The organism is Maricaulis sp. D1M11 (assembly GCF_047308265.1).
Classification (GTDB): Bacteria; Pseudomonadota; Alphaproteobacteria; order Caulobacterales; family Maricaulaceae; genus Maricaulis.
In genome coordinates, this window is sequence record NZ_JBKQWY010000008.1 from 20,212 (window position 1) to 46,311 (window position 26,100).

At 59.9% G+C, this 26,100-nt stretch carries 21 protein-coding genes; 10 read left to right on the forward strand and 11 right to left on the reverse strand.

Annotated elements, in window-relative coordinates:
* Positions 1-25 precede the first annotated feature (25 nt).
* Both RMQ97_RS12670 and RMQ97_RS12675 read right to left on the reverse strand, forming a co-directional pair.
* Positions 26-2,305, reverse strand: a complete 2,280-nt coding sequence (locus tag RMQ97_RS12670) for an NADP-dependent malic enzyme (RefSeq protein ID WP_413661258.1) — start codon at positions 2,303-2,305, stop codon at positions 26-28.
* A 62-nt stretch (positions 2,306-2,367) separates the two neighbouring features.
* Positions 2,368-3,906, reverse strand: a complete 1,539-nt coding sequence (locus tag RMQ97_RS12675) for an NAD(P)H-hydrate dehydratase (protein ID WP_413661259.1) — start codon at positions 3,904-3,906, stop codon at positions 2,368-2,370.
* Positions 3,907-4,015: 109 nt separating this feature from the next.
* Here RMQ97_RS12675 and RMQ97_RS12680 point away from each other — a divergent pair, with 109 nt between their 5' ends.
* From RMQ97_RS12680 to RMQ97_RS12725, 10 genes are all read left to right on the forward strand, one after another.
* The gene (locus tag RMQ97_RS12680) at positions 4,016-4,354 is read left to right on the forward strand and encodes a P-II family nitrogen regulator (RefSeq protein ID WP_413661260.1); all 339 of its coding nucleotides are present in this window, start codon (positions 4,016-4,018) and stop codon (positions 4,352-4,354) included.
* Between the two features lie 36 nt (positions 4,355-4,390).
* Complete coding sequence (gene glnA / locus RMQ97_RS12685) at positions 4,391-5,794, forward strand: type I glutamate--ammonia ligase (RefSeq protein WP_413661261.1); 1,404 nt, start codon at positions 4,391-4,393, stop codon at positions 5,792-5,794.
* Between the two features lie 228 nt (positions 5,795-6,022).
* Positions 6,023-9,403: an autotransporter domain-containing protein gene (locus RMQ97_RS12690; RefSeq protein ID WP_413661262.1), complete on the forward strand. Its 3,381-nt coding sequence runs from the start codon at positions 6,023-6,025 to the stop codon at positions 9,401-9,403.
* A gap of 44 nt (positions 9,404-9,447) precedes the next feature.
* Positions 9,448-10,056, forward strand: coding sequence for a hypothetical protein (locus tag RMQ97_RS12695; protein WP_413661263.1), 609 nt, complete (start codon positions 9,448-9,450; stop codon positions 10,054-10,056).
* Positions 10,057-10,095: 39 nt separating this feature from the next.
* Positions 10,096-12,246, forward strand: a complete 2,151-nt coding sequence (parE, locus tag RMQ97_RS12700) for a DNA topoisomerase IV subunit B (protein ID WP_413661264.1) — start codon at positions 10,096-10,098, stop codon at positions 12,244-12,246.
* 62 nt (positions 12,247-12,308) lie between these two features.
* Positions 12,309-12,878 (forward strand): hypothetical protein, encoded by a 570-nt coding sequence (locus RMQ97_RS12705; protein WP_413661265.1) that lies wholly within the window; start codon positions 12,309-12,311, stop codon positions 12,876-12,878.
* Between the two features lie 104 nt (positions 12,879-12,982).
* Positions 12,983-14,407: an amidohydrolase gene (locus RMQ97_RS12710; RefSeq protein ID WP_413661266.1), complete on the forward strand. Its 1,425-nt coding sequence runs from the start codon at positions 12,983-12,985 to the stop codon at positions 14,405-14,407.
* Positions 14,407-15,675 (forward strand): amidohydrolase family protein, encoded by a 1,269-nt coding sequence (locus tag RMQ97_RS12715; RefSeq protein WP_413661267.1) that lies wholly within the window; start codon positions 14,407-14,409, stop codon positions 15,673-15,675. The genes RMQ97_RS12710 and RMQ97_RS12715 overlap by 1 nt, the downstream gene beginning before the upstream one ends.
* Before the next feature lie 106 nt (positions 15,676-15,781).
* The gene (locus tag RMQ97_RS12720; protein WP_413661268.1) at positions 15,782-17,182 is read left to right on the forward strand and encodes a DEAD/DEAH box helicase; all 1,401 of its coding nucleotides are present in this window, start codon (positions 15,782-15,784) and stop codon (positions 17,180-17,182) included.
* A gap of 154 nt (positions 17,183-17,336) precedes the next feature.
* Positions 17,337-18,395, forward strand: a complete 1,059-nt coding sequence (locus RMQ97_RS12725) for a GGDEF domain-containing protein (RefSeq protein ID WP_413661269.1) — start codon at positions 17,337-17,339, stop codon at positions 18,393-18,395.
* On the opposite strand, the gene RMQ97_RS12730 is transcribed toward RMQ97_RS12725, so the two are convergent.
* The 9 genes from RMQ97_RS12730 to RMQ97_RS12770 are packed head-to-tail and all read right to left on the reverse strand — an operon-like array spanning position 18,396 to position 26,070.
* Positions 18,396-18,989 (reverse strand): glutathione S-transferase N-terminal domain-containing protein, encoded by a 594-nt coding sequence (locus RMQ97_RS12730; protein WP_413661270.1) that lies wholly within the window; start codon positions 18,987-18,989, stop codon positions 18,396-18,398. It abuts the gene before it with no gap.
* Positions 18,986-19,375 carry a HesB/IscA family protein gene (locus RMQ97_RS12735; protein ID WP_413661271.1) on the reverse strand — a complete coding sequence of 130 codons (390 nt, stop codon included), beginning with the start codon at positions 19,373-19,375 and terminating at the stop codon, positions 18,986-18,988. The genes RMQ97_RS12730 and RMQ97_RS12735 overlap by 4 nt, the downstream gene beginning before the upstream one ends.
* Positions 19,376-19,384: 9 nt before the next feature.
* Positions 19,385-19,822, reverse strand: coding sequence for an SUF system Fe-S cluster assembly protein (locus RMQ97_RS12740; RefSeq protein WP_413661450.1), 438 nt, complete (start codon positions 19,820-19,822; stop codon positions 19,385-19,387).
* 11 nt (positions 19,823-19,833) lie between these two features.
* Positions 19,834-21,075, reverse strand: a complete 1,242-nt coding sequence (locus tag RMQ97_RS12745; protein WP_413661272.1) for a cysteine desulfurase — start codon at positions 21,073-21,075, stop codon at positions 19,834-19,836.
* The gene (gene sufD / locus RMQ97_RS12750) at positions 21,072-22,109 is read right to left on the reverse strand and encodes a Fe-S cluster assembly protein SufD (protein WP_413661273.1); all 1,038 of its coding nucleotides are present in this window, start codon (positions 22,107-22,109) and stop codon (positions 21,072-21,074) included. Before sufD ends, RMQ97_RS12745 begins: the two co-directional genes overlap by 4 nt.
* The gene (gene sufC / locus RMQ97_RS12755; RefSeq protein ID WP_413661274.1) at positions 22,109-22,873 is read right to left on the reverse strand and encodes a Fe-S cluster assembly ATPase SufC; all 765 of its coding nucleotides are present in this window, start codon (positions 22,871-22,873) and stop codon (positions 22,109-22,111) included. The genes sufD and sufC overlap by 1 nt, the downstream gene beginning before the upstream one ends.
* Entirely contained in the window at positions 22,873-24,375 is a 1,503-nt protein-coding gene (gene sufB / locus RMQ97_RS12760; RefSeq protein ID WP_413661275.1) for a Fe-S cluster assembly protein SufB, read from the reverse strand. Before sufB ends, sufC begins: the two co-directional genes overlap by 1 nt.
* 21 nt (positions 24,376-24,396) lie before the next feature.
* Positions 24,397-25,593 carry a cysteine desulfurase family protein gene (locus tag RMQ97_RS12765; protein WP_413661276.1) on the reverse strand — a complete coding sequence of 399 codons (1,197 nt, stop codon included), beginning with the start codon at positions 25,591-25,593 and terminating at the stop codon, positions 24,397-24,399.
* Entirely contained in the window at positions 25,594-26,070 is a 477-nt protein-coding gene (locus RMQ97_RS12770; RefSeq protein WP_413661277.1) for an Rrf2 family transcriptional regulator, read from the reverse strand.
* Positions 26,071-26,100: the final 30 nt, after the last annotated feature.

Below are 26,100 nucleotides of genomic sequence, written 5' to 3' on the forward strand. Positions count from 1 at the left end.
GCATGGGGGGCATGCAAAACCGCACCTACGTCATCTCGGCATGCAGGTCGAACGCCGCAATACCTGCCAGATTGACGATATCATTTACCGAAGCCCCTAGCCGGGCGATCTGCACAGGTTTTTCCAGACCCAGCATCATGGGACCGATCACCGTGGCACCGCCCGCTGCCTTGAGCAGACGAATGGCGATGGAGGCCGAGTGAATGGCCGGCATGATCAGCACATTGGCCGGCTCGGTCAGGCGGGAGAACGGGTAGAGCCGGTGATGGTCCGGATCCAGCGCCATGTCGGCACTCATCTCGCCCTCATATTCAAAGTCCACTCCGGCTTCGTCCAGAAAACGCACCGCATCCTGGATCTTCTCGGTCCGCTTGCCCGGTGGATTGCCGAAATTGGAATAGCTCAAAAAAGCGACATGAGGGGTTTGCCCCAGACGACGCGCTGCGCACGCCGCGGTTTGCGCAATTTCGGCCAGTTCCTGCGAGGTCGGGAATTCTGTAACTGTTGAATCGCCGATCAAAAGCGTTCGGCCTTTCGTGATACACGCCGTCAGCCCCATCACCCGCGCGCCTTCAAGCGGGTCCAGGACCTGTCGCACGGCCTGGGTCACGGTGTTGGAGTGACGCGTCACGCCCGTCACCATGCCATCGGCATGACCCATTTTCAGCATGCACGCCCCGAAAATGTTCCGGTCATTATTGACCAGGCGCTGAACATCACGGCGCAGATATCCCTGGCGCTGCAGGCGCTCATAGAGGAAATCCGCATAATCGGCGTTTGCATCCGACAGGCGCGCATTGACGATTTCAAGGGCATCGGGATCGAGCCCCAACTCCTTCATATTGGCTCGGGCCACGTCCTCGCGTGCCACGAGGATCGCCTTGCCCAATCCCTGGCTCTGAAAGGCGGACGCCGCGCGGATCACTGACAATTCCTCGCCCTCAGCAAACACAACACGCTTGTCCTGCCCCTTGATCGAGGCGGTGACGCGCTGCTGCAGTGCGGCGGTCGGATCAAGGCGGCGCGCCAGGGAGTGTTTGTACGCGTCCATATCCTCGATCGGGCGACGGGCAACCCCGGTCTCGACGGCAGCCTGGGCCACGAATGGCGGCACCCAGGCCAGAAGGCGGGGATCAAACGGGGTCGGAATGATATACTCGCGACCGTATTGCAGCCGGTCGACCCGATAGGCCTGGGCCACTTCATCGGGTACATCCTCACGCGCGAGCGCGGCCAGGGCGCGGGCGGCAGCGATCTTCATTTCCTCATTGATCGTGCGCGCGCGCACATCCAGGGCTCCGCGGAAAATGTACGGGAAACCCAGCACATTGTTCACCTGGTTGGGATAGTCAGAACGCCCGGTCGCCATGATCACGTCGTCGCGAACCTCCGCCACCTCTTCCGGTGTGATCTCCGGTGTGGGATTAGCCATCGCGAACACGATCGGATCCGGGGCAAGACTGGCGATAATCTCTTTTGTGAACACGCCGGCAGCCGACAGGCCCAGCAGGCAGTCCGCCCCGGCAGCAGCCTCAGCCAGGGTGCGGTGCGGTGTGTCGACGGCATGAGCCGCCAGGCGGTCATGCAGACCCGGACGCCCCTCATAGACCACGCCATCAATGTCCACGACGAGCGTGTTGTCCTGACGGACGCCCATGGATTTGAGCAATTCGAGCACCGAAAGACCGGCCGCGCCCGCGCCACACAGGACAACCTTGACGTCTTCCAGCTTGCGACCGGTCAGGTCACAGGCATTGATCAGCCCCGCCGCCGCGATAATGGCCGTCCCGTGCTGGTCATCGTGGAAAACCGGGATACCCAGCTCATCGCGCAGCCGACGCTCGATTTCGAAACATTCCGGCGACTTGATGTCTTCCAGATTGATGCCCCCGAAACTCTCTCCGAAACCACGGACACACTCGATGAATTTCTCCGGATCGGTGTAGTCGACCTCGATGTCGAAACTATCGATATCGGCAAATCGTTTGAAGAGAACAGCCTTGCCCTCCATCACCGGCTTGGACGCCATGGCCCCCAGATTGCCCAGTCCCAGAATGGCCGTTCCGTTCGAGACCACAGCCACCATATTGCCCTTGGAGGTATAGTCATAAGCCGCGTCGCGGTCGTGCGCGATGGCCCGGACGGGAGCTGCAACGCCCGGCGAATAGGCCAGGGCCAGATCCCGCTGGGTCGCCATGGGCTTAGTCGATGCCACGGCCACCTTGCCCGGTGTGGGATACTGGTGAAACAGCAGGGCTTCCTTGTCCAGCTGGGTTTCCTTGGAGGGTTTGGACGTATCAGACATTGGGTTTCCTGCCGGGCGGTTGACGTGGACGTCGTTGAGGAGGGTGTGAGCGCTCTCTTAGGTCACCTTGACCCCTGTGTCAGCCGGGCAACGGCATTGTGCGACTGCAGCGAAGCCCGCAATGCCTGCAAAACCTGCGGCATGGCCCGGGGCAGGTCACTGGCAATCATACCTTCGCCCAGGCGAAGCGCCGCATCCCCATGCATCCACACAGCGGCACACGCCGCCTCGAACGCTGGCATGCCCTGGGCATACAGACCGGCAATCAGGCCAGCGAGGACATCCCCACTGCCCGCCGTCGCAAGCCAGGGCGCGGCGTGTCGATTGATCACCGGCAGACCCTGCGGTGCCGCAATGATCGTATCCGCCCCCTTGAGAACAATGATGGAGCCAAGGCTGCGTGCCGCTGTGAGCGCGGCTTCAAAACGTGAGGTGCTCGATGCCAGAAGCCCGGGGAACAAGGCGTCGAATTCCCCTTCATGAGGGGTCAGGACATGGCTGTCCGACAGACGTGAGCGCAATCCAGGCGTCCGGGCGATCAACCGCAAGGCGTCGGCATCAAGCACGACATGCCGCTGAAAGGTCAAAACGTCCGAGATCCAGTGCTCGAGCGCAACCCAATCACCAAATCCGGGACCGATGACCACCGCCCCCTGACGTAAATCCCGCAGCCGGGCCATGGCACCCCCGCCCGTCTCTCGGCTGACAACCATAAGAGACGCGTCCTCTGAGGCCAGCACAGGCAGGGCCCGGTCCGGTCCGGCCAGCGTGACCAGTCCCGCCCCCGCACGCAGGCTTGCCAGGCCCGCCAAACGCGCAGCCCCGCTGCTCTCAAGGTCTCCGGAGAATACGAGCACACGCCCAAACAGATGTTTGTGCGCCAGCTCATCCCGCCTGGGCCAGTGATCCTGCCAGAGCTGGGGGTCATTGACCCGGGCCACCGGCAAAATGTCGTCCGGCCCGAAACGGGGCATGCCGATCTCGTGCAACAAAACTTGTCCGGCGGCCGAGGCAGAGGGCTCAACCAGATGGCCAACCTTCAGCCGGTCAAAGGTCACCGTCAGATCCGCCCTGAAGGCAGCCCCAACGGAGCCGCCGCCATCTCCCGACCAGCCGGACGGCATATCCACTGCGATAACCGGCCAGCGCATCCTGGACACATGCTCGATGACCGTGCCGAGACGATCCTCCAACGGGCGGCACAGACCGGCTCCAAACAACGCATCGATTATGAGAACCTCACCGTCCGCCTCGGCGAGTAGCCGGTCAAACGGCTCCACCTCACCAGACCAGGCCTGCCGTGCGTTTGCAGCCGGGCCATCTCGGCTCGGGTGAGCATCCGAGAACACACGCACCGCCCAGCCTTCATCCGCCAGAATTCGCGCGGTCACATAGCCGTCTCCGCCATTGTTTCCTGGTCCACACAAGACATGGACGGGGCATCGGGCAAAGTTTGCCACAACTTCTTTTGCGACAGCCTTTCCAGCGGCCTCCATCAATGTTTCGATGGCGATGCCCCGTGTCGGAGCGAGGGCGTCACATTGCGCGGCGCCGGCGCAGTCGAGAACATCCAATGATGCCAATGCTTCATATTTGCGCACACATGCCTCCTATTGTGGCATTTCCTGGCGAGTGCATCTGTCACCAGACTGTCAGACTTGTCCCGATCCGACACCGAAATAGCGTCGTCCAAACACCATGGAGTCGGTCATGAAGAAAATCGAGGCCATCATAAAACCCTTCAAACTCGACGATGTGAAGGAAGCCCTTCAAGACGTCGGCGTTCAGGGCCTGACCGTGATTGAGGCCAAGGGCTTTGGTCGTCAGAAAGGCCATACGGAACTGTATCGCGGCGCCGAATACGTCGTTGATTTTTTGCCCAAAATCAAAATCGAGCTCGTGCTCCCGGAGAACCGGGTCGAGGCCGCGATCGAAGCTATTCAATCTGCCGCCCAGACCGGGCGGATCGGCGACGGCAAGATTTTTGTGTCTCCGGTTGAAAGTGTCATCCGCATCCGGACCGGCGAAACCGGCCCGGACGCGCTCTAACTCACCACATCCATCCGCAAATCCTGGGGAATCCTCATGTCAGACGAAATTCTGAAGAAAATGGCGGACGAAGACATTAATTATGTCGACCTCCGCTTTACCGATCCGCGCGGCAAGCTGCAGCACGTTACTTTCGACAAATCCCAAGTCGATGAGGACTTCTTTGAAGAAGGCGTGATGTTTGACGGCTCCTCCATTGCCGGTTGGAAGGCAATCAACGAGTCGGACATGGTGCTCAAGCCGGACACCTCCAACGCCGTTGTGGACCCGTTCTACCAGCAGCCGACCCTCTCGATGATGTGCGACATCCTCGAGCCGGGTACAGGCGAAGCCTATAACCGTGACCCGCGGACGACCTCCAAGAAAGCCGAATCCTACATGGCCGCGAGCGGTTTCGCTGATACCGCCTATTTCGGACCGGAAGCGGAATTCTTTGTGTTCGACGATGTTCGCATCGCGACCGACCAGAACCACACCTCCTATCAGATCGACAGTGAGGAAGGTCCCTACAATTCCAACCGCGCCTATGAAGGTGGCAATCTGGGTCACCGCCCAGGTCCCAAAGGCGGCTATTTCCCGGTGGCTCCGGTTGATAGCGGCCAGGACATGCGCACCGAGATGCTCGCCGTTCTCGACGAGCTGGGCTGCGAACCGGAAAAGCATCACCACGAGGTGGCACCGTCCCAACACGAGCTGGGCATGAAATTCTCCACGCTCACCAATATGGCCGACCGCATGCAGCTGTATAAATATACGGTTCAGATGGTCGCCCATGCCTATGGCAAGACGGCAACCTTCATGCCCAAACCGGTCTGGAACGACAACGGCACCGGCATGCACGTTCACCAGTCGCTCTGGAAAGACGGTAAGCCGCTGTTTGCCGGCGACCAGTATGCCGATCTCTCCGAGACCTGCCTGTACTACATTGGCGGTGTGATCAAACACGCACGGGCGATCAACGCATTCGCCAACGCCTCCACCAACTCCTACAAGCGCCTCGTTCCGGGCTTTGAGGCACCGGTCCTGCTGGCCTATTCCGCTCGCAACCGTTCGGCCTCCATCCGTATTCCCTGGGTGCACTCGCCGAACGCCAAACGCCTGGAGACCCGCTTCCCGGATCCGGCCGGGAATCCCTACCTCACCTATGCAGCCCTGCTGATGGCCGGCCTGGACGGTATCGAGAACCAGATCCATCCGGGTGATCCGATGGACAAGGATCTCTATGACCTGCCGCCGGAAGAGCTCAAGGACATCCCAACCGTCTGCCGTTCGCTGCGTGAAGCACTCGAATCCCTCGACGCAGACCGCGACTTCCTCAAGAAGGGTGGCGTGATGGATGATGACCAGATCGACGCCTATATCGACCTGAAGATGGAAGAGGTGCTGCGCCTTGAAATGCATCCGCACCCGGTCGAGTTCGACATGTATTATTCCTGCTAGGTCTCTTTAGACCCCGCACACACAATCGGAAGCGGCCGGGCCCTGCCCGGCCGTTTTCTTTTGACACTCAATCGCCTAGCCCCGACAGCCCCGGCCATCAAAAACATGCAGGTTTAATCGCGCTGTCATGGAAATCGCCGCGATCCGTGGTCGACGGGGCCGTTTGCATTCGCTACAAATCGCGTCAAAGTTTTTGCGTCACTGCATCTAACCTGTTCAGGAGTCGGTATGCGTCGCCGTTTTATGTTTGCCAGCGCCCTTGTTTCGCTGACCGTCGCCGTGCCGGCTGCGTTCGCGGATGAAGAAGTCACCGACACCCGCGAAACTCCGATCGCAACCTCCACGGCGGCCAGTGGCAGTGCCGACAATATCGTCATCACCAGCACCGGCCGTGTGACTCTGACGTCTGCCCAAACCGCTGTGACGCTCGACAGCGATAATGACGTCACCGTCGACGGAGACGTCACGGTCACCTCCGATGAGGATGGCGGCGTGGGTGTTCATGTGGTGGCAGGAAACACCGGCACGCTGACGATCAATGGCGACATTGTGGTTGAGTCAGAGAGCTCGCCGGAAGATGAAGGTGAAGACACCGACACTGGCTTTGCAGATCTGGACGGACCGTCAGCTATTGGCGGCCAGCGGGTCGGCGTTCTTGTGGACGGCGATGGCGCCTTTGTTGGCGATGTCATTCTCAACTCGAGCGGCAGCCTGACCGTACGCGGCAACGACAGTGCGGCGCTTCGTACCCTGTCCATGATTGACGGCAATATCATCCTTGATGGCCGCACCAACATTGTGGGCGACAATTCAACGGGCATCGAAATTCGCGGCGACGTGACTGGTGAATTCAGCCTGACCGGTTCGGTCGGGGCAGTCGGCGAAAACTCTGTCGGTGTGCATCTGGCGGGCGATATCAGTGGCGGCGCCTATTTCAACGGCGCGGTTGCCGTAACGGGCTATCAGTTCAACGGACGTCCGACCAACGCCGACTTCCTCGCCTCTCTCGATGAGGATGATGTATTCCAGTCAGGCTCGGCAGTTCTGATCGAGGCCAGCATCACAAACGGTGTTCTGTTTGATGGTCCCGATGAAGCCAATTCTCTGACCTCCACCAACAGCATTGCCATTCGCGGTGCCGCCCCGGCTGTTCATCTGCGCGCCGGCGACGCCAATGTGGTGATCGGCGAGGCCATCCAACCGGGTGTTGAAGACGATCCGGATACAGAAGACGATGAAAGCGTGGATCCGCTGCCGCTCGGCTTCTCCCTCGTCAATCGCGGGCCCATCTCGGCACGCGGAGAGCTCAATGATGTGTCTGCAACCGCGCTTGCCATTGAAGGCGGGACCGATGCTGACGACATGGCACTCACGACCGAGTTGACCCATGGCTTCTTGAACACCAACACCATCTCTGCAACGGCCTACTCCGATACAAGCGCCATGCTCGCGACAGCGGTGCGCATTGGAAATGGTGGTATTTTGCCGGTCTTCGAAAACCGGGGCACCCTGGCCGCGACGTCTATCACCGTTGCTGAGAGTGATAACTTCGGCGACGCTTACGCTTTGATCATCGAAAACGGCGCTGTCTTCGACCGCCTTGTGAATGATGGGATCATCTCGGCAACAGGTCAGGCCGGCGGCAGTGGTTTCGCCGTGGTGGACCGCTCCGGCACACTGACCGAGGTCACAAACAGCGGCACCATCCAGGCCCTGCACAGTGAGCCCTCCGCGTTCTTTGATGATGACGGCAATGTGGTTACGCCGGAAGATGTGGATCACCAGACCGTGGCGATCGACCTGTCGGCCAACACGACCGGAACCACCATTCGCCAGTACTGGGAACAGGATATTGTCGAGGACGATCCGGACACAGAGGTTGATGAATCGCTGAACGCCGTCCGGGTGACCGATGAAGTCATCCGCATCAATGGCGACATCCTGCTGGGCAGCGGCGATGATACTTTCCGTCTGGAAGCGGGCACGGTCTCTGGCGCCCTTGCGTTTGGCGATGGTGCTGACACGCTCGTTCTGGATGGTCGAGCGGTTTATGACGAAATCCAGCGATTGATCGATGAAGAGCTGATTGATCCGATCGAAGGCGATGAGCTCTATCTGGAACTCCCGCAATATGCCGGTCGCCTGACCGACACTGATGGCAATTTGCGCATCGAGATGGATTTTGCCCAGCTCACGCTCGAAGAGGGCGGCGCGCTGAACATCGACAGTGCCCGCTTTGGCGATGGCGCGCTCTTGATTTTCGAGGTTGATGCCGAACAGGGCATGGCCCGATCCATCAATGCCTCGGGCGATATCACTTTTGAGGAAGGCTCCCGGATCTCGGTCGCCCTCTCAAACCTGATCGGAAACAATGGTGACTTCACCTTGGTCTCCGCTGAAGGGGAGCTGACCGTCGACGCCGATCTGGTCACACTGAACGATACGACATCGCCCTATCTCTACAATGCCGTCATTGGCTACGCCCCCGATGACCAGGACACTCTAGTCTTGTCGCTGGCTCGCAAATCCTCTGGTGAGCTGGGCATGTCGACCAATCAGGCCGCGGCCTATGACGCAGCCTTTGCGACCTGGCAGAGCAATGCGGACCTGGGAGCAGCCATCGCAGGCCTGACAACGGAATCCGATTTCTTCGGCGCCTATGACCAGCTTCTGCCGGACCATTCGGGTAATGCGGTTCGGTTCTTGATGGCGGCCAATGACATCGCCACCGGTGCTCTGGCCTCCCGTCTGGATGCGGCTCGCCTGAGCCCACAGGACAGTGGCGGACTGTGGATCCAGGAGTTCGGTTTCTACGCCGATCTGGGTCAAGCCGATCAGGGACCGGATTTCCGCGGACGGGGCCTGGGTTTCGCAGCCGGTTATGACCAGCCGGTGGGGCCCTTCTATGCCGCAGGTGTGAACATTCTCGTCTCCGCCGCTGATATCGAAGAAATTGACGGGTTCGACGTTCCGCTCTCCGGCATTTCCGGCCAGGTCGGCGTCTATGCCGGTGCTGAGTTCTCCGGCTGGAACCTCGACCTACATGGTGCGGCCGGTCTCGACTGGTTCGAACACGAACGTCGCATTGTGATCGGCGCGTACGAAGTCTCTCCGACCGCAGACTGGACGGGCTATCACATCAATGGCGCCGCCCGCTTTGGCCGCGACTTCACCTTTGGCAATTATTACATCCTGCCCGCCGTAGCGATCGATTACCTCCTGCTCAATGAGAGCGATTACGAGGAGAGCGGTGGCGGAAATGGCGTCGACCTGTTCGTTGATTCGCGCGAAAGCCAGATCCTGGCCGGTACAGGTGTCGTGACCTTCGGCGCGCATTACGGGGACAGCTCCAGCTGGTGGAGTCCGAATGTCCGCATCGGCTATCGCAACGAGATCATTGCCGAGATCCCCGAAACCCAGGCCGGTTTCATCGGGTTTGATGAACGTTTCACCCTGCTGGGCTCCGAAGCGACCGGCAATGGCATTATCTTCGGTCTCGGCTTCAATGCCGGATCGGAATACTCCACTTTTGCCCTCGCCTATGATGCCGATCTGCGGGACGACTATATCCGCCACACGGCGCGGCTGGTTATTCGCCTGGTCTTCTGATCCGGCAAGGATTGTTTAACCCAATCAGGACAAGGCTCGGCGGTATGAAACGGTCGAGCCTTTTTCTTGTTCTGGGCCTGGTGGCAGGTCTTGCCGGTTGTGGTCATCCACCCCCGCCGGAACAGACGTATGACGCCTGCGAGATCCTTGAGGATAATCGCTCCTGGTGGCGGGCCCTGCAACGCACGGAAGAACGCTGGGGCGTTCCAACAGGTGTGCAACTGGCAATCCTGAAACAGGAATCCAGCTTCAACGCCAATGCGAGACCGGCCCGAAATCGCCTGCTGGGCATTTTCCCGGGACGGCGCCCCTCCTCGGCTTATGGCTATGCCCAGGCCCTCGACTCGACGTGGGACTGGTATCGCCGCGACACAGGCCGCCGGGGCGCTGATCGGGATAATTTTCGCGATGCTGTCGATTTTATTGGCTGGTATGCCTCCAAAAGTCGACAATTGTCCGGCATCGCGCCGCATGACGCCCGTAATCTCTACCTCTCCTATCACGAGGGTCACACCGGGTATAATCAGCGCACCTACCAGTCCAAGGGCTGGCTCATGACCGTTGCTGACCGGGTCGCAGGTGATGCCGCGCGCTATAATGCCCAGATCGACAGCTGCCAGCGACGACTCGGTCGACGTTTTCTACTGTTTTGATCGGTCCCCTTTTTTACGCGACTCGGGCAAATTGCGCCTATGAGCTCTCAATCTGATCTGTTTGGCGCACCCAGCGCCCCTGAGTCCAAGCCCGACACACATGGTGCGCCCGCCACAGCGTCGACCGCGTCTGCAGCGCCATCCACAGCGACGTCAGGCTCGGCCGAGGCGCCGTCGGCCCCCGCCCAGCCGCCCGCCCCTGCAGCGCCTCTGGCGACGGAGGGCATGACGGAGGACGCGGCCAAAACCGGTTACTCCGCGGCCCAGATTGAAGTTCTCGAAGGTCTTGAAGCCGTTCGCCGCCGCCCGGGCATGTATATCGGCGGAACCGATGAGCGCGCCTTCCACCACCTGTTTGCAGAAATCCTCGACAACTCAATGGACGAAGCCGTGGCCGGTCATGCGGACCGGATCGACGTGTCCATTGATGCGGAGGGTTTCATCACCGTGGTCGATAATGGTCGCGGTATCCCGGTCGATCCGCACCCGAAATTTCCGGGCAAGTCCGCGCTCGAAATCGTGCTGACCGTCCTGCACGCGGGCGGTAAATTCTCTGACAAGGCCTACAAGACCTCGGGGGGGCTGCACGGCGTGGGTATTTCTGTCGTGAACGCCCTGACAGACCTGCTTGAAGTCGAGGTGGCGCGCGAGAAAACGCTCTGGCGCCAGACCTATTCTCGCGGCTTGCCGACCAGTGCGCTGATAAAGGTTGGCGGTGCTCCCAATCGACGGGGCACGTCTATCCGGTTCCGACCCGATCCTGAGATTTTTGGCGACAAGGCCCGCATCAAACCAGCGCGCATCTACGCCATGTCGCGGGCCAAGGCCTATCTGCGCCGGGGTGTCAAAATCAACTGGAGCTGTGATCCCGCCCTCGTTGAAGGGCTGGACATTCCAGCCGAGGCCGAGCTGTGCTTTCCGGGAGGTCTGGCCGACCGCCTTGCCGAGATGGTCGAGAAACGCTCCTTGATCACCGCCGAGAGTTTCACCGGTCGGGTCGAACGCGAAGATGGGACCGGCGGTGTGGAATGGGCCATCGCCTGGTCGGCCAATGGGTTTGGCGGCGAGGCGGACGGATTCTGCCAGTCTTACTGCAACACGGTTCCCACCCCCCAAGGCGGATCGCATGAACAGGGATTGCGCGGAGCGCTGACCAAGGCCCTCAAGGCCCATGCCGAACATGTCAATGCCAAGAAGGCCGCGCTGATCACTGCAGAGGATGTCCTGGGTGGTGCCGGAGCCCTGTTATCGGTTTTCATCGGCGATCCGGAATTCCAGGGCCAGACGAAGGAAAGACTGGCCACACCGGAAGCGGCACGTCTGGTGGAAAACGCCATTCGTGACCAGTTCGATCACTGGCTGGCGGGTTCGCCCAAGGAAGCCGGCAAGCTGATTGAATGGGTGATTGAGCGTGCCGAGGACCGGCTGCGTCGACGCAAGGAAAAATCCGTCAAACGTCAAACAGCGTCGCGTCGCCTGCGTCTTCCGGGCAAGCTGGCCGATTGTTCCCGCGCCGATGCGGATGGGACCGAGATCTTTATCGTTGAGGGTGATTCAGCCGGCGGCTCGGCCAAACAGGCGCGCAATCGCGAAACCCAGGCGATCCTTCCCCTGCGCGGCAAGATCTTGAACGTGGCCTCCGCAGCGAGCGATAAGATTGCCGCCAATCAGGAGATCAATGACCTTCTGCAAGCGCTGGGTTGCCTCACCGGCTCGCGCTTCCGTCTGGAAGACCTGCGCTATGAGCGCATCGTCATCATGACCGACGCCGATGTCGACGGCGCTCACATTGCGGCCTTGTTGATCACCTTCTTCTATCGCTCCATGCCGGAGATGATCCATGAGGGGCGTCTCTACATGGCGCAACCGCCCCTCTTCCGGCTGACACAAGGCTCGACCACGCTGTATGCCCGCGACGAAGCCCATCGTGACCAGATCCTGGCAGAGGCTTTCAAGGGTAATGCCAAGGTGGATATCGGGCGCTTCAAGGGTCTTGGTGAGATGACCCCGTCGCAGCTCAAATCCACCACCATGGATCCTGACCGGCGCACCCTGGCCCGCATCAAGATTGATCCAGACCACGTGCCGACGCTGAACGATCTGGTCGAGACCCTGATGGGCAAGAAGCCTGAACTGCGCTTTGCCTTCATTCAGGAACATGCACCTGAAATATCCGGCCTCGACATCTAGAACGCTGCATCCAAAGATCCAGCCGCATGCATCTGACCTCCATCAGTATAGGAGGTTACACGATGTTGAGTCTGATCTGCGCCACCCTTGTGGGACATCTCACACCTGAGCCGCAGCCTGAATTTCTGGTCCGCAACGGTGATCAGCTCGTCTCGACCCATGCCGTCGAGCTCCGCCTTGACGCCCCCGGCCTGCGTCTTGTTTCGCCGGCTCACCGCTCGGCACGGTTTAATAATGTGCCGTTCGACATCTCCCTCTCCGCCTTCCTGGGGGAAGAATCTGCGATCATGGTGCACGCCGAACAGGTGGCCGATGGCTCCGGAGCCGCCAATTACAGTCGCTTCCCCGAAACAGACTGGCCGATCAACGGGTTTCGCGACCGCCCGCCCCAATGCCTCATGGTCACCGAAGATATCGCTCGCAATGAACACGATATTGCCTGGCTGGCTGCTGCCGGGTTCGACCCGGTCGGCGCGGTGTGGATCGACCAGTATTTCATCACCGACCCTACCTACAATGATGAGGTCGTGATCAGTTTGATGATCAAGGCCCGGACCTGTGACGGCGATGCACCGGATGTCTCCGACCTCAAATCACAGCTGAGTGTACGAATGCACCACAACTATCCCTGATTGATTTTTTTGGAGCACACGGCCTTCGCCGGTTTGACGCCCGGGAAGGGATGCCCTTCTATGAGACGACATCCGATTCCGGATGGTTCTGGGAGGCGAAGCAAATGACTATTGAACTCTGGAGGCTGGCCGGAGCCGGTTCTCTTGCGCTGATCCTTGCGGGCTGTAGTGGCCCCACGGACACGGAAGCGGCCGAGAACGGCACGGAGGACGGCATTGTTCGTCCCGACACCAATCCCTATCCATCGACCTATGCGCCGGCAGACAGTGGTGTTGTATTCATCACCAACGCCCACATCTATGACGGAATCGGCGGAGAGATCGTCAACGGATCCGTGCTCGTTGAAGCGGGTCGGATCGCTGCCATCGGCGATAATCTCGAAGCCCCGGCCAATGCCGAGATCATCGATGCGGACGGTCGTTTTGTCACGCCAGGCGTGATCGACATCCACTCGCATCTGGGCGTCTATCCTTCTCCGGGCGTCAATGCTCACTCCGACGGCAATGAGGCCACACAGCCGGTTACGGCCGAGGTCTGGGCCGAACACTCCGTCTGGCCCCATGATCCCGGCTTTGACGCGGCTCTGGCAGGCGGCGTGACAACCCTCCACATCCTACCCGGCTCGGCCAACCTGTTTGGCGGTCGCGGTGTCACCTTGCGCAATGTCTCTGCCCGCACGGTCCAGGGCATGAAATTTCCTGACGCGCCCTACACCCTGAAAATGGCCTGCGGCGAAAACCCGTCGCGTGTGTATGGCAATCGCGGCCGTTCCCCGGCCACCGATATGGGCAATATGGCCGGCTATCGCGACAGCTGGATCCGCGCCAGCCATTATCGCGATGACTGGAATGAATACTGGGACTCTGCGGAAGCCGGTGAGGATGCCTCCCCGCCCACACAGGACCTGGAACTAGACACGCTGATGGGTGTGCTGGAGGGCGATATTCTGGTCCAGATGCATTGCTATCGCGGCGATCAGATGGCTCAGGTCATCGATATGTCCGAAGAGTTTGGCTACCAGGTCACGACGTTTCACCACGCGGTCGAAGCCTACAAGATCTCCGACCTTCTCGCAGAGAATGATATTTGCGCTGCGGTCTGGGCAGATTGGGGCGGCTTCAAAATGGAAGCCTATGACTCCATTCGTGAAAACCTGGCATTCACGCATGCTGCGGGTGCCTGTGCCATGATCCATTCGGACAGTGACCTGGGCATTCAGCGTCTCAATCAGGAAATCGCCAAGGCCCTGGCGGACGGACGTGCGGCCGGTCTGGACATTTCCGAAGCGGAAGCCTGGGCCTGGTTATCATCTAATCCGGCCAAAGCTCTGGGCATTGCCGAGGAGACTGGATCACTGGAAGTCGGCAAACGGGCCGATCTGGTGATGTGGTCCGGCAATCCCTACTCCACCTATACCCGTGCTGACGCCGTCTGGATCGATGGTGTGATGAGTTTTGACCGTTTTGACGAAAACCTTCAGCCCGTCCGCGACTTCATGATCGGTCAACCCGGTGAGGGAGAGGAATAATGAAACATCTCTTGAGTGCTCTGGCGCTAGGCGCCTGTCTCAGCCTGCCTGCTGCAGCCCAGACCCTCGCCATCACCAATGGACGAGTGGTCACCAATGCCGGGCCCCAGCTGGAAAACGCGACTGTATTGATCACGAATGGCGATATTGTCGCCGTCGGGGCCAATCTATCCATTCCTGAAAACGCTCGCATTATCGATGCCGAGGGCGGCTGGGTCACTCCGGGCCTGTTTGCCGGCTATTCCCAGCTGGGTCTCATCGAGGTGGCCCTTGAAGGGTCCACAACCGACCAGAATGCGGGAGACTCCGATTTCTCCGTCTCGCTGGACGTTTCGGACGGGTTCAACCCGGCGGGGAGCCATGTTCCAACCACGCGGATGGAAGGTGTCACACGCGCGGCCCTCTTCCCGTCCACCGGTGAAACAATCTTCGGCGGAACGGGCGCCCTGATCGACACTGCCGGTGATGCCGATTCCCTGTTCCAGACGGAGAGTTTTGTCTTCGCCGACGTCTCCCAGTCTGGCGCCAGCACGGCAGGTGGATCACGTCCGGCAGCCTGGCGTTATCTGGAAGCGGCCTTTGAGGACGCACGGGGCTATCCGCTGCGGTTCGCGACCCATCCGGAAGGTCTGGTCCTCAACCGCATGGATGCCGGTGCCCTCGCCCCGGTTGTTCGTGGCAATCGCATGCTGGTGCTCGAAGTGGACCGTGAAGCCGATCTGCGCCGCGCCATCCGGTTTGCACGCGAGAATGCGCCACTCCAGCTGGTCATTCTCGGAGGTGCGGAAGCCTGGAAAGTGGCCGACGAGCTGGCAGCGGCCAATATCCCGGTCCTCATCGACCCACAACGCAACCTGCCTGGCTCCTTTGACGGCTTGGCCTCCACGCTCGCCAATGCCCGGCGCCTCCACGCCGCTGGTGTAAGCCTTGCCTACACCACTCGGACAGATGACGGGTATTTCAACGTCCGTCTCCTGCCGCAACATGCCGGCAATGCCGTGGGGAATGGTGTGGACTGGGACAACGCCTTTCGCTCCATCACTCTTACCCCGGCCGAGATCTTCGGGGTCGGAGATCGCTATGGCGCCCTGGCTCCGGGATATGCTGCCGATGTGGTCGTATGGAATGGCGACCCGCTGGAAGTAATGTCGGCTCCGGTACGTGTTCTGATTGACGGTGAAATACAGGATATGAGCTCACGTCAGACGCGTCTGCGTGATCGTTACCAAAATATCACGGACGACACACCGATCGCTTACCGACGGTAACTCACAGGTCGAACACGTTGACAGGGGCGGAAACACCCGTATTTTCCGCCCCAACCGGCTACGCCCGTTGGCGTGGCCGTATTTTTGTTTCACAGGACCGCTGGGTTTGACGCAACCACAAGAACGCACGACTTTCGATGATTTGGGCCTCGGCCCGAAACTCCTCGCTGCCATCAGCGAGGCGGGATATTCTGAGCCCACGCCCATCCAGGCCGGGGCCATTCCTCACGCTATCCAAGGCAAGGACGTGCTGGGCATCGCCCAGACCGGAACCGGCAAGACAGCGTCTTTCACTCTTCCTCTGATCGAACGTCTGTCGCGGGGCCGTGCCAAGGCCCGCATGCCGCGCTCACTGGTGATTGCGCCCACGCGCGAGCTCGCCGCGCAGGTCGCCGAGAATTTTGAGACCTATGCCAAGGGTCAGAAACTGACCATAGCACTCCTGATCGGCGGCGTTGCTTTTGGTCCGCAGGAAGAGATTCTCAACAAGGGTGCAGATGTTCTGATCGCTACCCCGGGCCGTCTGCTGGACCATTTTGAGCGTGGACGCCTGTTGTTGACCGGTGTTCAGGTTCTGGTGGTCGATGAAGCTGACCGTATGCTGGATATGGGCTTCATCCCGGATCTCGAGCGGATCTTCTCCATGACCCCGCCAACCAAGCAGACCTTGTTCTTCTCGGCGACCATGCCGAAGGAGATCAAATCGCTGGTTGATCGTTTCCTCAATAACCCTGAACGGGTCGAAGTAGCTCGCCCGGCCACCACCAGCGCGAATATCGAGCAATTCCTTGTGCGTGTGGCCGATACCGCCGCCAAGAGCAAACGCGCTGCGCTGCGTGCCGCCATGCGTCGCGAGAATGTGCGTAACGGGATTATATTCTGCAATCGCAAGCGCGATGTCGACATTGTCGCCCGCTCTCTCCAGCGTCATGGCTTTTCGGCGGCCGCCATTCATGGCGATCTCGACCAGAGCCAGCGCATGGCGACGCTGAATGACTTCAAGGGTGGCGACCTCGCCTTTCTCGTCGCCAGCGATGTTGCCGCTCGCGGGCTGGACATCCCCAATGTGTCCCACGTCTTCAATTTTGATGTGCCGCACAATGCGGACGATTATGTCCACCGCATCGGCCGCACCGGCCGCGCGGGGAATACGGGTGAAAGCGTCACTCTGGTCTGCAAGGATGACAACAAGCAATTGTCTGCCATTCTCAAGCTGACCAAGAAGGATATCCCCGATCTCGAACTGCCTGAGCTGGCTGCCGAGGCGACGTCTGACGCAGAGGCAGAGAGCAAGCCGAAATCCCGGCGCTCGTCCCGCTCAAGCCGCAAATCCTCCACACCGTCTGAAACGACGGCCAGTGAGGTCAAGGCTGAGCGCTCGGACACACCCAAGGCCGAAAACAGCGACAAGCGTTCACGTCGTCGTCGCGGGCGCGATGAGGACCGGGACGACAAGCCGGTCATCGGTTTTGGTGATTCCCCGCCCGCGTTCATCCTGCAGCAGTAACCACAGCGACAGGCTCACAGCCTGTCGTTTCAGGACTGAACTGCCCCAACTCATGCGATATGAGTAATTTTTACTCCCTGTTTTTCTTTTGCCTTTAGGGTTCTGACAAACGGAACTTGAGTTGTTCCACGGGACGGGACGAAAGGCATTCACGGTGAACGGACGATTGCTCGGAGACGAAGGTCACGCTCTGGCGCAAAAGGCGCTGGGTTATATGGACCAGTTCAACATTCCGCCCACGCCGGAAAACTATGCTGTATGGATTACGTTCTGCGCGGAAGCCAATACAGAGCTGGCCGATACCGTCAAAGGCCATATCGAGTCAGGTGATGAATTCACTGACGCCCTGAATGCCGAACTGTTCGACCAGTATTTCCAGTGGAAAGCTATCCAGGATGCCATCCTGGAAACGGGCGGTCAGATGTCGCAAGAGCTGAACGCGGTCAGCGATCGCCTGGAAGCAGCCAAGCAAGACACGGCCGACTATGGCAAGACCCTCGATGTCGCCACTTCGGCCCTGCACAAGGCGGCCCCGGAAGACGGCAATATCAAGAAAATGGTCGAGACGCTGGTGTCCGCGACCGCGCGCATGCAACGTCGCAGCCATGATCTGGAACGCAAGCTTCATCAGACCTCGGCAGAAGTCACCAAGCTTCGCTCCAATCTGGAAAAGGTGCGCGAGGAATCCATGACGGACGCCCTCACCGGCGTCGCCAACCGCAAACGTTTCGATGAAGCCCTTCGCAAGGCCCGCCGCGACTCTGATGCGACCGGCCAGCCGCTCAGCCTGATCCTTTGCGATATCGATTACTTCAAACGCTTCAATGACACCTGGGGCCACCAGACCGGCGACCAGATCATCCGCTTTGTTGCGGGTTGCCTGGCGCGTACCGCCGAAGACGGGTGCCTGGTGGCGCGCTATGGAGGCGAGGAGTTTGGTGTCGTCATGCCGAACACCTCACCGGACGATGCTGCAGAATATGCTGAACGTGTCCGTAAAACGGTCGAATCCAAGAAATTGCTACGCAAGTCCACCAATGAGGATCTCGGCAATATCACCATATCGCTGGGCGTGACCGAATATGCCAGCGGTGAAAGCTTGGACGTGCTGGTGGAACGCGCCGACACCAATCTCTATGCGTCCAAGACCGATGGTCGCAATCGCGTCACCCTGGACAAGAAAAAGCCAACGAGTACCCGCAGCGCAGCCTGATCACGCGTCAGTGGGCGGTGATGTGAGTGTGAAACTCTCGCGTCCGGACCAGAATGCATGGAGACCGGTCAGTCCTGGCCGGTCTTTTTGCCATTCCGCTTCCGCATAGCGAAATGAGAGATAATCGAGCGCGACGGCAAGACCCAGACCGCCCAGCGTGAGCGGCGGATGAGCGCCTGCACCCTCACCTTCCAACTGATCCAGGGTCCGCGCAATACCCGCCTCACGGCGACCAATCCAAGTGTCACTGTAAAGAGCCGGATCCCGCACCATTTCGACCCGACGCGCGACGGTCAGGTCCAGCAATCCGCTGGCCAGACTGTCTATACGGGCGTCCACCCAGTCCCATGGCCAGGGTGAACCCGCCTTTTCATAAAGATAGGCACAGATCGTTCCGCTTTCAGGAAAGGCCTGACCGGTCTCATTGATGAGGGCCGGCACACGTCCGAGCGGGTTAGCCCCCAGCAGGTCCGGCCCATCCTTGAAAGGATGGCTGTCGATCTCTTCGACCCGATCCGTCAGTGCCCATTCCCGGATGACGATGCGGCATTTGCGGGCATAGGGCGACGTATCGGAGACGAAGAGTTTCATCATTGAGCGGGTATCTCGGTCACAGGGATAATCGTCACGCTTTCACCACATCCGCACGCATCGGTCTGATTGGGATTGTTGAACACGAACTTCGCGTGCAGTGGGGTGATTTCATAATCGATCTGGGTGCCGAGCAGGAAGAGCAATGCCTTGGATTCCAGCACAATCTCCACCCCCTTGTCCGCGACCCGCTCGTCGAGCATATCGGGGGCCTCGACATACTCCATCACGTATTCCATGCCTGCACAGCCGCCATTCTTGACGCCCACGCGCAGGAAGCCCTTGTCCCGTTCCGCCATGAGGTGTTTCACACGCTCCGCCGCGCGATCGGTGAGGCTGACCGCCTTGGGACGTTCGCGACGGGGCGCCGGGGTCGAGATCTCGGTCATGATCAGCTCCTAGAACATGTTGAGCGCGAGGCGCGCCTCGTCAGACATGCGGTCCGGTGTCCAGGGCGGATCAAAGGTCAGCTCCACCTCGGCCCGCTCCACGCCGTCCACTTTCTGCACGGCCTCCTGCACCCAGCCCGGCATTTCGCCCGCCACAGGACAGCCAGGAGCCGTCAGCGACATGATAACCTTCAAGGTCCGGTCGTCTTCCAGGTCGACCTTGTAGATCAGGCCGAGTTCATAGATGTCGACCGGAATTTCCGGATCAAAAACGGTCTTCAACTGGGTCACGACATCATCGGTGATGCGCGCCAGTTCATCCGCCGGAATTTCGGCCGCCGGTGTGGCTTCAGCGACCGGCTGCGGCGCCGGATCTGTGACGGCGGGTGCGGCCGCTTCGGCGGGCGCAGACAGGTCGATCACATCGCGATTGGGTGTCGGATTCATCATCATGGCCCTTAGATGAGGAAGTTGCGGACTTTTTTCAACGCCTCGACAAACACATCCACCTCATCAGCTGTGTTGTAGATGGCAAAACTGGCACGCGCCGTGGAGGTTACTCCCATGCGACGCATCAGCGGCTGGGCACAGTGATGACCGGCCCGTACAGCAACGCCATACTTGTCCAGCAATTGCGCGACATCATGGGCATGAGCGCCCTCCATGTCGAAACTGATGATGGCGCCCTTGTCCTGCGCTGTGCCGATAAAGCGGATACCGTCGATCTGGGACAGGCCAGCCATCGCCCGGTCCATCAGTGCACGTTCGTGCTCCAGGATCTCCATACGATCAAAGCGCTCTACCCAGCGGATGGCGGCGCCCAGCCCGATGGCATCCGCGATCGCAGGGGTTCCGGCCTCAAACTTATGCGGCAGATCGGCAAAGGTGACGCGGTCCTCATAGACGTCCGCAATCATCTCGCCACCGCCCATATAGGGCGGCAACCGGTCCAGCCAGTCCTGTTTGGCATAAAGCGCGCCAATACCGGAGGGCCCGTAGAGCTTGTGACCCGTGAAGACGAAGAAGTCGCAATCGAGCGCCTGCACATCAATCGGCAGGTGAACCGCTGACTGGGACCCATCGAACAACACCGGCACATCTGATGCCTTGGCGATCTCCATGATGCGCTGTGCATTATTGACGGTGCCCAACACATTGGACATCTGCGTGATCGCGATCAGGCGGGTCTTGTCGCCCACCAATCCTGCCAGGTGCTCATAATCGAGTGCGCCCTTATCGGTGACCCGGGCCCAGAGGATCTCGACACCCATACGGTCCGCCATCATCCGCCAGGGTACGATATTGGAGTGATGCTCCATCTGGCTGAGAATGATCTGGTCACCCGTTTTCAACAACTGGCCGAAACTGGATGCCACCAGATTGATCGCTTCCGTCGATCCGCGCGTAAACACGATCTCGCTGGTCGAGCCGGCATTGAGGAAACGCCGAACATCTTCACGGGCCGCTTCAAAGGACTCGGTCGTTTCATTTGCCAGCGTATGCAATCCACGGTGCACATTTGCGTATTGAGCACGATAGACGCCGGCCAGGCTCTCGATGACAAATTCCGGCTTCTGAGCGGAGGCCGCATTGTCGAGATAGACGAGCGGTTTTTCGTTCACCTCGCGCTGCAGGATCGGAAATTCGGCCCGGATCGCATCAATATTGAGCGGAAGTTTCACAGCGGTCTGGACGGTCATGCGATCTCTCCCAAACGTTTGCGCAGAAGGCTCTGGAACTCTTCACGCAGTGTGTCGTCGGAAATCAGGTCCAGCGGCTCGCCGAGGAAACTCTCGATCAGCATGGCTCGTGCCTTGACCTCGGACAGACCGCGCTGGCGCATGTAAAAGAGCGCCGTCTCGTCGATCGCACCGAGCGCATTGCCATGCGCGCACTGAACGTCGTCTGCGTAGATTTCCAGCTCGGGCTTGGCATTGATCTCGGCCTTGTCCGACAACATCAATGCGCGATGGGTCATCCGAGCATCGGTCTGCTGGGCAGCCTGTTCTACCTTGAACTTGCCCTGGAAAACGCCACGCGCATGCGCCATGGCAGCACCCTTGACCAGTTGTTTCGTTACTCCGCCCGGACCTGTGTGCGTCACCGTCGATGTGAAATCGGCGTGGCGGCCTTCATCCAGAAGATAAACAGCGCCGAGATTAACCTCAGCCCCCTCGCCGGCATGGGTGACATGAGTCTCATGGCGGGAGAGTTTGGACCCGAAGGCGAGCGTGGCCTGCACATAACGCGCACCTGCACCCACCGTGATACGGGTCCGCAAGGCCGCCACGGCGTCGGCATGAATGTCCGACACAATAACACGTTCAAGCGAGGCACCTTCACCCAGATCAATTTGCAGCCGGACAGTCGGGAAGGATGCCCCCTGAATATCGTGGCGCTCGACGAGCCGGGCCGTTTGACCGGCAGGAACACAGATATCCAAAGACGCGACACCAATGCCTGGCTTGGCAACCAGATCGAGATCAAGTTGCTCGCCTGAACCCAGGGTCACTGTGGGACCAATGGACGAACCCTCCAGCCGGTAGGCCACGGACCCCTTCGTTTCGATACCCTGACTGGACGCGCGCAGGTCCGACCATTTCCAGGCCTCGACCCGACGGGTGGGCAGTCCGGACGCAATAACCGCCTCACGTGCCGCAGCGCGCCAGTCTTCAGCGCCATCGAGTAGATCGATCAGCGTTTTTTCCGCCGGAGTATGCGTGATGGCTCCCATCAGGCGACCTCTCCGAGATATTTGTCATAACCCTCGGCTTCCAGCTCAAGCGCGAGCTCGGGACCGCCGGACGTGATAATCCGGCCATCCGCCATAATATGCACGACATCGGGTTTGATATGGTCGAGCAGGCGCTGATAGTGCGTGATCACCAGCATGCCGCGATCAGCTGAGCGCAACGTGTTCACGCCCTCAGACACCACTTTAAGCGCATCGATATCCAGGCCGGAATCCGTCTCGTCGAGGATCAGGAATTTGGGCTCCAGGATGAGCGCCTGAAGGATCTCCATGCGCTTCTTCTCGCCACCGGAAAAACCGACATTCACCGGGCGTTTGAGCATGTCCATCGACACGCCCAGCTGTTTGGCGCTTTCACGCGCAAATTTCAAAAAGGCTGGCGCCGACATCTCCGCCTCGCCGCGCGCTGCGCGCTGGGCATTGAGCGCCTCTTTCAGGAAGGTCAGGGTCGGAACACCGGGGATCTCAACGGGATACTGGAAGGACAGATAGAGACCCGCTGCGGCGCGCTCCTCCGGCTCCAGCTCGGCCAGGTCTTGACCGGCAAACATCATCTCGCCCTGCGTGACGTCATAACCGTCACGACCGGTCAGAACATAGGAGAGCGTGGACTTCCCTGATCCGTTCGGCCCCATGATCGCATGCACTTCGCCCGCGGGAACCTCGAGAGACAGGCCTTTCAGGATCGGCTTCTCGTCTCCATCCTGCGTCTCAACTTTGCAATGCAAATTGTTGATTTTAAGCATTATCCCACACTTCCTTCGAGTGATACCTTGAGGAGGTTCTGCGCCTCCACGGCAAATTCCATCGGCAGTTCCTGAAGAACCTCCCGAACAAATCCATTGACCAGGAGCGCTGTTGCCGCTTCCTCGTCCAGTCCGCGCTGACGCGCATAAAACAGCTGGTCTTCCGACAATTTTGTGGTTGTGGCCTCGTGTTCCAGCACAGCCCGGGGAGTCTTGCACTCGATATAGGGCACCGTATGAGCGCCACACTGATCACCGATCAACAGGCTGTCGCACTGGGTGAAATTACGCGCACCCTCGGCCTTGCCATGCACCGAGACCAGACCCCGATAGGTCTGATCCGACTTGCCCGCTGAAATTCCCTTGGAGATCACGCGGCTGGTCGAACCCTTGCCCAGATGGATCATCTTGGTGCCGGTATCGGCTTGTTGATGACCATTGGTCACAGCGATCGAGTAGAATTCACCGCGCGAGTTTTCTCCCCGCAGAACACAGGACGGGTATTTCCACGTAATCGCGGATCCGGTCTCGACCTGGGTCCAGGAGATTTTCGCATTCCTGCCCCGGCAATCCCCGCGCTTGGTCACAAAGTTGTAGACACCGCCCACACCGTTTTCATCGCCCGGCCACCAGTTCTGGACCGTGGAATACTTGATCTCCGCATCATCGAGCGCGACCAGTTCCACCACAGCGGCATGCAGCTGGTTTTCATCCCGCATCGGCGCGGTACAGCCCTCTAGATAGGAGACATAGGCCCCCTTGTCGGCAATGATCAGCGTGCGCTCGAACTGGCCCGTGCCTTCGGCGTTCATCCGGAAATAGGTCGACAATTCCATCGGACAGCGCACACCCGGGGGCACGTACACAAAGGAGCCATCGGAGAAGACCGCCGAATTGAGTGTGGCGAAGAAATTATCCGTCGTCGGCACCACAGAGCCCAAATATTTGCGGACCAGCTCGGGATGGTCCCGAAGGGCTTCGGAGATCGAACAGAAGATCACACCGGCCTTGGCCAGTTCTTCCTTGAAGGTTGTGACCACCGAGACCGAATCAAACACGGCATCCACGGCCACTTTCGGTGTCTCACGCGCGTCCGCCGCCGAGGCCGCCGCCCCTTTCACACCCAGCAGGACTTCCTGCTCCTTGAGCGGAATACCCAGTTTTTCGAAATCCTTGAGGATTTCCTCAGGTACATCATCGATGGACTCATACTTGGCACCCGCTGCGGGCGCTGCGAAATAGGAAATGTCCTGATAATCGATCGGCGGGTGTTTGATCTTCGCCCAGTCCGGTTCGCTGATTTCGAGAAAACGCCGATACGCCTCCAGACGCCAGTCCAGCATCCATTCAGGCTCGTCCTTCTTGGAAGAGATAAAGCGGACAATATCCTCGCTGAGGCCCTTGGGCGCGACATCGGTATCAACATCCGTCGTGAAGCCATACTTGTACTTGTCGGCTTCCAGGTTCTTGACGTCTTCAATGGTTTCCTTGACGGCGGGCATGGTGTCTTTGTCCTGTCTCGGTCAGCCTCGAACTGAGGCAGCCGCGGTGTCGCGGTGTGTGTCAGTCAGGTGTGTGTCGGTCAAACGGGCGGGGCGGATGCGGGCATGGGCCTCGCGATATGCGGCGATAAACGCGTCGACCTCAGCATCCGTCGTGGTCCGCCCCAGGCTGATGCGGACCACCCCATCGGCCATTTCGGCGGGCAGGTCCAGCGCTGTTCCCATCTTGGAGCTGCGCGCCTTGCCGGAAGAACAGGCCGAGCCCGCACTGATGGCCACGCCCGCGAGATCCATCGCCATGACCTGGGTCTCGCCGCGCCAACCGGCCACAGCCACACCCAGCGTGTTGGGCAAGCGCTCCGCGCCCTCACCCAATATCTGGATCCCTGCGCCGAGCTGACCCAGGGCCATTTCGATCCGATCGCGCTTGCCAGCGAGCGTCTGAAACGCGTCCAGCTGCGCGACGGCCTCCTCAACCGCCAGGCCCAGACCGGCGATCCCGGCGACATTGAGTGTGCCGGCGCGGCGATTGCTCTCCTGGCCTCCACCATGGATCTGGCGTTTAAGCGGCGCATGGCACGCCATGACCAGGGCACCTGATCCTTGCGGTCCACCGAATTTATGGCCCGCCAGCGCCACATAATCTGCGCCGATCTCGGCGAGATCGAGCGGAACTTTGCCCACGGCCTGGATCGCATCCATGACGACGCGGCCTCCATGCTCGCGGATCATGGCTGCGGCTTGCGCCACCGGCTGCAGCGTACCGATCTCGTTATTGGCGCGCATTAGAGCCAGGGCCGGGACACCGTCTTCTGTTGTCCAGCGCATCAATCGATCGGCAAGCCAGTCCAGCTCGACCACACCAGCGGCGTTCACGGGCCAGATCTCGATTTCCAGACCGGTTCGCTGCGCGGTTTCAGCAACAGCTTCATGTTCGATCGCAGACACGATCAAGCGCCGGGTCTCACCTCCAGCGGCCAGGCTGGACAGGGCCAGGTTCAAAGCCTCTGTCCCCGTCCCGGTGAAGACGATGTCCTCCGGTCGGGCACACAGGGCCTTGCCGATCTGACGCCGGGCTGTTTCCACACGTCGGCGCGCCGTCTGACCGGACTGGTGAACCGAGGAGGCATTACCCGTTTCACCCATGACCTCAGCCATAAGGGATATCACCGACGGCCGGGTCACGGTCGTCGCGTTATGATCCAGATAGATCGTCATTTACTGGGCCGCGGCGGCGGCTCCCTTGTCCGAGCGATCAATATAGGTGAGCGCGCCCGTTGCAGCGCCCATAATGCGACGCTCAAGCACATCTTCCAGGGTCAGCGAGGACAGGAAGAGATAGATGTGTCGGCCCAGCTCGTCCCACAGGTCATGGGTCACGCAACGACGGCCGTCGGCCAGACAGCCCTTGGCCTGTGAACAGCGCGTCGCCGTGAGCGGCTCATCAACCGCCATGATGATATCGGAAATGCGAATCTGGTCCGCCTCACGGCTCAGCTGATAGCCGCCACCGGGGCCGCGCACCGACTGGACGACATCCGCCCGACGCAGTTTAGCAAAGAGCTGTTCGAGATAGGACAGCGAGATCGATTGGCGGGACGCGATATCGTTCAACGTCACAGGACCCGCCTGGGTCGCCTGGGCCAAATCGGCCATGGCCATGACGGCATACCGCCCCTTGGTGCTCAGCTTCATGAAATTGCCTCCTTAAACACTCGCATCGCG